The organism is Xenorhabdus lircayensis (genome assembly GCF_016306625.1).
In the GTDB taxonomy this organism is placed as follows: Bacteria; Pseudomonadota; Gammaproteobacteria; order Enterobacterales; family Enterobacteriaceae; genus Xenorhabdus; species Xenorhabdus lircayensis.
In genome coordinates, this window is record NZ_JACOII010000056.1 from 1 (window position 1) to 5466 (window position 5466).

Here is a 5466-nt window from a genome sequence, read left to right on the forward strand (position 1 = left end):
AACCATTTAATACATGACCTGCAATCGGGCTGTTAGGATCTTCCTGTGCAGCCGGATTGACGAAAGCATGAAAAACCTTGGGGCACTTTGGAGAATGTAATGAACGCATCCCAACCACTTAGCCTTTAGCACTGTGCTGGAATTGAGAGATGAGGTGTGGATCCTCTCAGATTTCCGGCCTTATAGTGCCTAAAAGCGGGAGCCTGTTGCTCCCTGATAACTGGAGGATCCACTCATGAAATTTACTCCTTTTGGCATCGATATTGCCAAACATTTGATGCAAATTCAATTTGTTGATGAATATACCGGTGAACTCATTGATAAACCGCTGTGGCGCCTGCAATTAACGCGGGAAGAACGGCGTTTCGGTCACGACCTGCTGGTGAGTCGCAGCCGTGATGAGAAACGGGAATTGGCCTATTACGTGGTGTATGCCCCCTGAAAGAAGGCGAAGCTCAAGACGCGGGGCAGGTGGCGGGCAGGTGTTGGGAGATAGAGACGGGTTTTGAAGCAACCAAGGGTGAGTGTGGTCTGGGGCAATACGAAGTCCGTCGTTGGCAAGGCTGGTATCGCCACATCACGCTGTCCTTGTTAGCCCACGCGGTGCTGGTAGCCTGCGGGTGCAGGAAAAAAACGGTGCCGGGGCTGATTGCGTTGAGTGTGCCGGAGTTGCGCAGGCTACTGTCAAGACTGATGTGGAAAACCCGATATGTCGTTGAACACCTTCTGCATTGGTCTATTTGGAGGCGAAGGCACCATTCCTGTCGTCAACCGATACTTGAATCAAAAATGTTGGATGATAAGCTGCTTTTGTGAAATGCTCTCATTGCTCATCACTAAAGAATACCCAAGTAGCAGACTTCAGGACGAGCGGCCATCCCCAATTCAAGGGCTGAATAAACTGGATTATCAGGGTGTGTAAATGGTACCTTGTTGTGCCCCAAGCGAAGCGCTGGGCTTGGGGATAGGTATTTTTGTATGTTGAGCTAAGTTACCCGGCTTCAGAGCTTGCCAGCGGATCAACGCCTTACAGGTTCAGTAAACCGTTTCAGTTCCCCAAAATGTAGTTTCCAGCCAGTTATATATGACGCCAAGCTACAAGTGAAAAACTGGCGAGCTGGTTTACTGCCTTCTGGTTACCTTCTTTCTGAATGTTGATTGGCACATGATTGGATACCCGTGTCATATTTCAAACACGAGCCGCTACACTTATCTGAATCCGCACATTAAACTATAGCTTACCCGTTTACTATACAACAAATCATATTATTAAATGGCATATAAGGAGCTACTTTATGAAAAATGGAAGAAGACTTTTTCTGAAACAGGCAAGTGTTACTGGTGCAGTATTTTCATTATTACCTCTGATGCCAGCAGGAGCTCTCGCCTCTTCACAGAGTCAACCAAAGAAAGGGGATGGTATTGATATAGGCGTTTGCGAGATGACTCCAGAGGAAATGTCAGGTCCATATTTTATAAATAACAAACTGCTGAGAAGGAATATAACAGAGGATGAACCAGGAATACCTCTTTTATTGACAATGAAAATAATTGATTCTGTAACCTGTAAACCTTTAGATGATATCCTTATTGATATATGGCATTGTAATGCAATGGGAAAATATTCAGGTTGGAAATACATAAATCCAGATCTCAATGCTCCATCTGGTAATATAGGGACGATTTCAAGAACTGATGAAAGCACATTTCTTCGGGGGGCACAAAGGACAGACAAAGAAGGCATAGCCAGATTCACCACAATCTTCCCTGGATTTTATGCTGGAAGAGCTATACATATCCATTTATCAGCAAGGAATGCGAATGTACAAAAAAGACAGGAAGATAAATTCTATTTTGTAGGTCAACTCTATTTCCCTGAGGATATATCTAAAGAAGTAATGATCAATGATATGTATTCTCCAAGGGATATTAATAGGCTTAAAAATGAAGATGACTCTATTTTTTCTGGAGTAAAAAATAGAGCTGCAATTTTGACAATAAAAAAAATAGGTGATAACACATTGGATGGATTACATGGAAAGATAGTTTTATCTATTAATAAAAACAATATGTCCAAGGAAATAACCCCTAAAGACTTGGCTAAATACACTGTGTAGGTGAGTCTAATTTAACCCGAACTCTGTTTAAGAAAAGAAAGAAAAAAGGAACTAAGAGCCTGAGGCACGATCAACGTTTTTGCAAAGAAAACAAAATCGTGGAGATCCTCAGGCTATGATGACTTTAGAAGAACTTTTCTGCTGCGTCGATGATTTTTGTCAAAAATTTATTCCGTTTTGGGAACAACAGCTCATCGAGAATAACCTGCTTAAACGCCATCGCGCCGCTTCCCTGTCTCTGAGCGAAATCATGGCGCTCCTTATTTTATTTCACATGAGCCATTATCGTCATTTCAAAGGGTTTTATACGGAGTACGTGCAACCATTCCTTACCGCTGAATTTCCCGGTTTGGTGAGTTATAACCGAATAATAACATTGAAGAAAAGAGCCATTATTCCTTTGTGCGCTTTCCTTTCTTCACGTAAAGAAAAATCACAGGGCATTGCCTTTATCGACTCCACCAAAATCGCCGTTTGCCACAATGTTCGCATTCCCCGGAATAAAGTTTTTGATGACGTCGCCCAACGGGGGAAAACCAGCATGGGATGGTTTTATGGTTTTAAACTTCATTTGATCATTAATGATTGTGGTGAGCTTTTATCCGTTAAATTAACCCCAGGAAATACTGACGATCGCGAACCCGTTAAGGAATTGGTGAAAGGATTAACCGGGCATCTGTATGGTGACAAAGGATATTTGTCACAAGCGTTATGCGATGAACTGAAAGAGGAAGGCATTACACTCATTACCCACGTTCGTCGTAATATGAAAACGAAGTTTTTGTCACTTTGGGATAAGATTATGTTAAGAAAACGATTTTTAATCGAAACCGTCAATGATCAATTGAAAAATATTTCTCAGATAGAACACTCAAGACATCGGAGTGTTGTCGGCTTTTTGTTGGAGGTTGTATCAGGCTTAATTGCTTATACGTTCCAACCGAAAAAGCCGAGCTTAGGTTTACGTGATCAGAAAATTGCTGTGCTTAAACAAAGTTGAGGTTCATTAGCAAGTATCTCTTTGTCACTAAAGAGCAAAGCTTCAAATTCATGCATAACGATGTATGGGATAAAACGTTCATCAATTCTCTGTGTTGGTAGAAATTGACGAACTTCGTTTTGTGTTGACAGATGCAGATGCTCAGTTATTTGTTTCGGCTCCCAATGTCTATTTAACGTCTCCAATCCCGGCCATTCATTGGTGCCGTAATAATTGATAAATGTTGTTACATAGGTCGTTGGACGTTGTTTCAGATGTATCTCAATGTCTTTCTTGACTCTTGAAAAACGCACATCCCCGCCTTTTTGTCCAGGCTTAGAAACCTGAGTTGCAGAGATGAAAATCATTTTCTCAGCCAGATAAGGTTGAAGCATTTTTTCAATAAATATCTGTTCTGTTTTACCTTCAACTATGGCCATAACTTCGATGTAATTACTCATAAGTTGGCCCTCCGGCGATGACGTTCTTAGCCCACAATTCACCCAGTGAATAGTTTTCGAGCCATTAAGAAAAATCGTTCTCATTTAAACGTTCAAAGCTTGAAGCTCCCTTTTTCCGATTCACGATGACTAATATCTTCGGCAGAGAATTGATCAATTAAAATAGGGGATTGAGTGGCGATAATGACTTGGGTGCGCTGAGCAGCTTGTTGGATTAACTCTGCAAGGATCACAATGGCCGCAGGGTGCAGACCCAGCTCAGGTTCATCAATAATAATGGTCGATGGCGGGTTTGGTTGTAATAATGCTGTCGCCAGACAAATAAAGCGTATTGAACCATCTGATAAATGATAGGGTTACATCGGATAGTCTGAGCCTTTTTGTGTCCAGCTAATGTTAACTTCTTCTTTTGAACCGCTCTGGCGAGGTTCCAGAATGAAGTTATCAAAGAAAGGGGTGACTAACCTGATTGCATTTACAATCGATTTATATTCATTTGGGGCATCATTTTTAAGTTTTAATAAAAACGCTCCAATGTTAGACGCATCTGTACGTAATGTTTTGTTATCCTGGATGATTTCATATTTTCGCATTCCAGCCGTAGCACTGGTATCGTGAAAATGATAAATCTGCCAGGAAGCTATGGCATCATAGACGGGTTTTGAGTACGGAGCATCAGAGGAATTGTTCTCGATTTCAGCAACCATTCTGGATTTGCCATCGTCGCTGTTCCCCAATTCCCACCACTTGGACGCTTTGTAATAGCGGGCTTCATCCTCAATAGCACAACTATAGCAGAACCAAAATAATATGACATAGCATCTAAATTCAAATGACAAGGCAGTATTGCTTATGAGGCATGTAGACTGCGTCAAGTTATACTGATTTAGCTATATCTGCGGGAGTGGGGACTAATTTAAAGCGGAATCCTCTTTCACCGAAGCGTGTTTCAAACTCCATTTTCTGAGTGACTTTATTACCATTGAAGAGCAAATCGCTTGCACCTCCATTATCTCGTACATAGAGATTTAATGTACCGTCTATTAATGCCCGCCGCATTTTAAAAAAGGAGATCAAATTACTTTTACCTGCGCCGTTAGCGCCAACAATCACGTTTAAGCTTTTAAGTTCAAATTCATTAAGCTCATGGATTGATTTAAATCCTTTAATCGTGAGCTTGTCTAAAGACGTAGTCATATCGCCTCCTTTGAAATGCTTTACTTCGGTATCAGACAAGGGGATAACTATTGATGATAAATCATGCATCAGGACAGTTATATTTAATGTTAACATAACCCGCTGATGGCCGGAGCACTATTCTCCGAATCAAGTGTTTCTTTGGTTATGCTTGCCGTTGAGATAAGCACTTCAACTTCAGTTTTGGTATTGTTGAATAAAGCGATGTATCAAATATGCAGGGAAGTTGAATTGACGAAAGCTAATAACTTAATTTTACTGATTAACCCGATATATGGACACCGACTTAATTCAAGTAGGTGAGTAAATTTTTCTGACAACGTAGTCGCAAACATATATTCGTACATGAACTCCCGCGTATGTGCAAGATAAGTTCGTCGGGTGGCGGTCATAACTGCGTGCGTACATTCGGCTTCTGTGTTTGCAGATTATTTTCTGCTGAGCCATGATGGATATGTGCACACCTGCGCCTTATCGGCTTTTAGACCTTTATTCATTCGTGGTCGTCGGATATATCAGGTTTTGCAGGTGTCGGTCTGACCGATCTCCCATCTCACTTTTCCCGCGCAATTAGCAAGATCAATAAAGCTAAAAACTATTTCATTACTCTGTGATTACGACGTCAACCTGAATTTCTCTTCACCCGTTAATATCACCCACGATATTCTGGCGATCTTATTTGCCAGCGCGATGGTCATGTATTAAATGGTTA

At 41.4% G+C, this 5466-nt stretch carries 6 protein-coding genes and 3 pseudogenes; 5 read left to right on the forward strand and 4 right to left on the reverse strand.

What is annotated here, in order from left to right:
- Positions 1-235 precede the first annotated feature (235 nt).
- The 5 genes and pseudogenes from H8A87_RS15925 to H8A87_RS15940 form a co-directional block, all read left to right on the forward strand.
- Positions 236-337 (forward strand): annotated as a pseudogene (locus H8A87_RS15925) (IS110 family transposase); the annotation flags it as partial.
- 36 nt (positions 338-373) lie between these two features.
- A pseudogene (locus tag H8A87_RS20000) lies at positions 374-719 on the forward strand (IS701 family transposase); the annotation flags it as partial.
- Positions 710-922 (forward strand): hypothetical protein, encoded by a 213-nt coding sequence (locus H8A87_RS20650; protein ID WP_422646108.1) that lies wholly within the window; start codon positions 710-712, stop codon positions 920-922. The pseudogene H8A87_RS20000 and the gene H8A87_RS20650, both read left to right, overlap by 10 nt.
- Positions 923-1295: 373 nt before the next feature.
- Entirely contained in the window at positions 1296-2117 is an 822-nt protein-coding gene (locus tag H8A87_RS15935) for an intradiol ring-cleavage dioxygenase (protein WP_198690924.1), read from the forward strand.
- A gap of 115 nt (positions 2118-2232) precedes the next feature.
- A complete protein-coding gene (locus tag H8A87_RS15940; RefSeq protein WP_198690925.1) occupies positions 2233-3117 on the forward strand; it encodes an IS982 family transposase in 885 nt (294 codons plus the stop codon).
- Here H8A87_RS15940 and H8A87_RS15945 read toward each other — a convergent pair.
- From H8A87_RS15945 to H8A87_RS15955, 4 genes and pseudogenes are all read right to left on the reverse strand, one after another.
- Entirely contained in the window at positions 3087-3557 is a 471-nt protein-coding gene (locus tag H8A87_RS15945) for a DUF4276 family protein (RefSeq protein WP_232370310.1), read from the reverse strand. The two genes, H8A87_RS15940 and H8A87_RS15945, sit on opposite strands and share 31 nt — an antisense overlap.
- A 92-nt stretch (positions 3558-3649) precedes the next feature.
- Positions 3650-3901, reverse strand: a pseudogene (locus tag H8A87_RS20005) (AAA family ATPase); the annotation flags it as partial.
- A 12-nt stretch (positions 3902-3913) separates the two neighbouring features.
- Positions 3914-4264, reverse strand: coding sequence for a hypothetical protein (locus H8A87_RS20010; protein WP_232370311.1), 351 nt, complete (start codon positions 4262-4264; stop codon positions 3914-3916).
- A gap of 169 nt (positions 4265-4433) precedes the next feature.
- On the reverse strand, positions 4434-4754 hold the full coding sequence (locus H8A87_RS15955) for an AAA family ATPase (RefSeq protein WP_232370312.1): 321 nt from the start codon (positions 4752-4754) through the stop codon (positions 4434-4436).
- Positions 4755-5466: the final 712 nt, after the last annotated feature.

What these genes read in the sequence shown, in the direction of transcription:
- H8A87_RS15940 (WP_198690925.1), top strand. Translation starts at nt 2,233, where the DNA reads ATGATGACTTTAGAAGAACTTTTCTGCTGCGTCGATGATTTTTGTCAA.
- H8A87_RS15945 (WP_232370310.1), bottom strand. Translation starts at nt 3,557, where the DNA reads ATGAGTAATTACATCGAAGTTATGGCCATAGTTGAAGGTAAAACAGAA.
- H8A87_RS15955 (WP_232370312.1), bottom strand. Translation starts at nt 4,754, where the DNA reads ATGACTACGTCTTTAGACAAGCTCACGATTAAAGGATTTAAATCAATC.
- H8A87_RS20010 (WP_232370311.1), bottom strand. Translation starts at nt 4,264, where the DNA reads ATGGTTGCTGAAATCGAGAACAATTCCTCTGATGCTCCGTACTCAAAA.
- H8A87_RS15935 (WP_198690924.1), top strand. Translation starts at nt 1,296, where the DNA reads ATGAAAAATGGAAGAAGACTTTTTCTGAAACAGGCAAGTGTTACTGGT.
- H8A87_RS20650 (WP_422646108.1), top strand. Translation starts at nt 710, where the DNA reads ATGTCGTTGAACACCTTCTGCATTGGTCTATTTGGAGGCGAAGGCACC.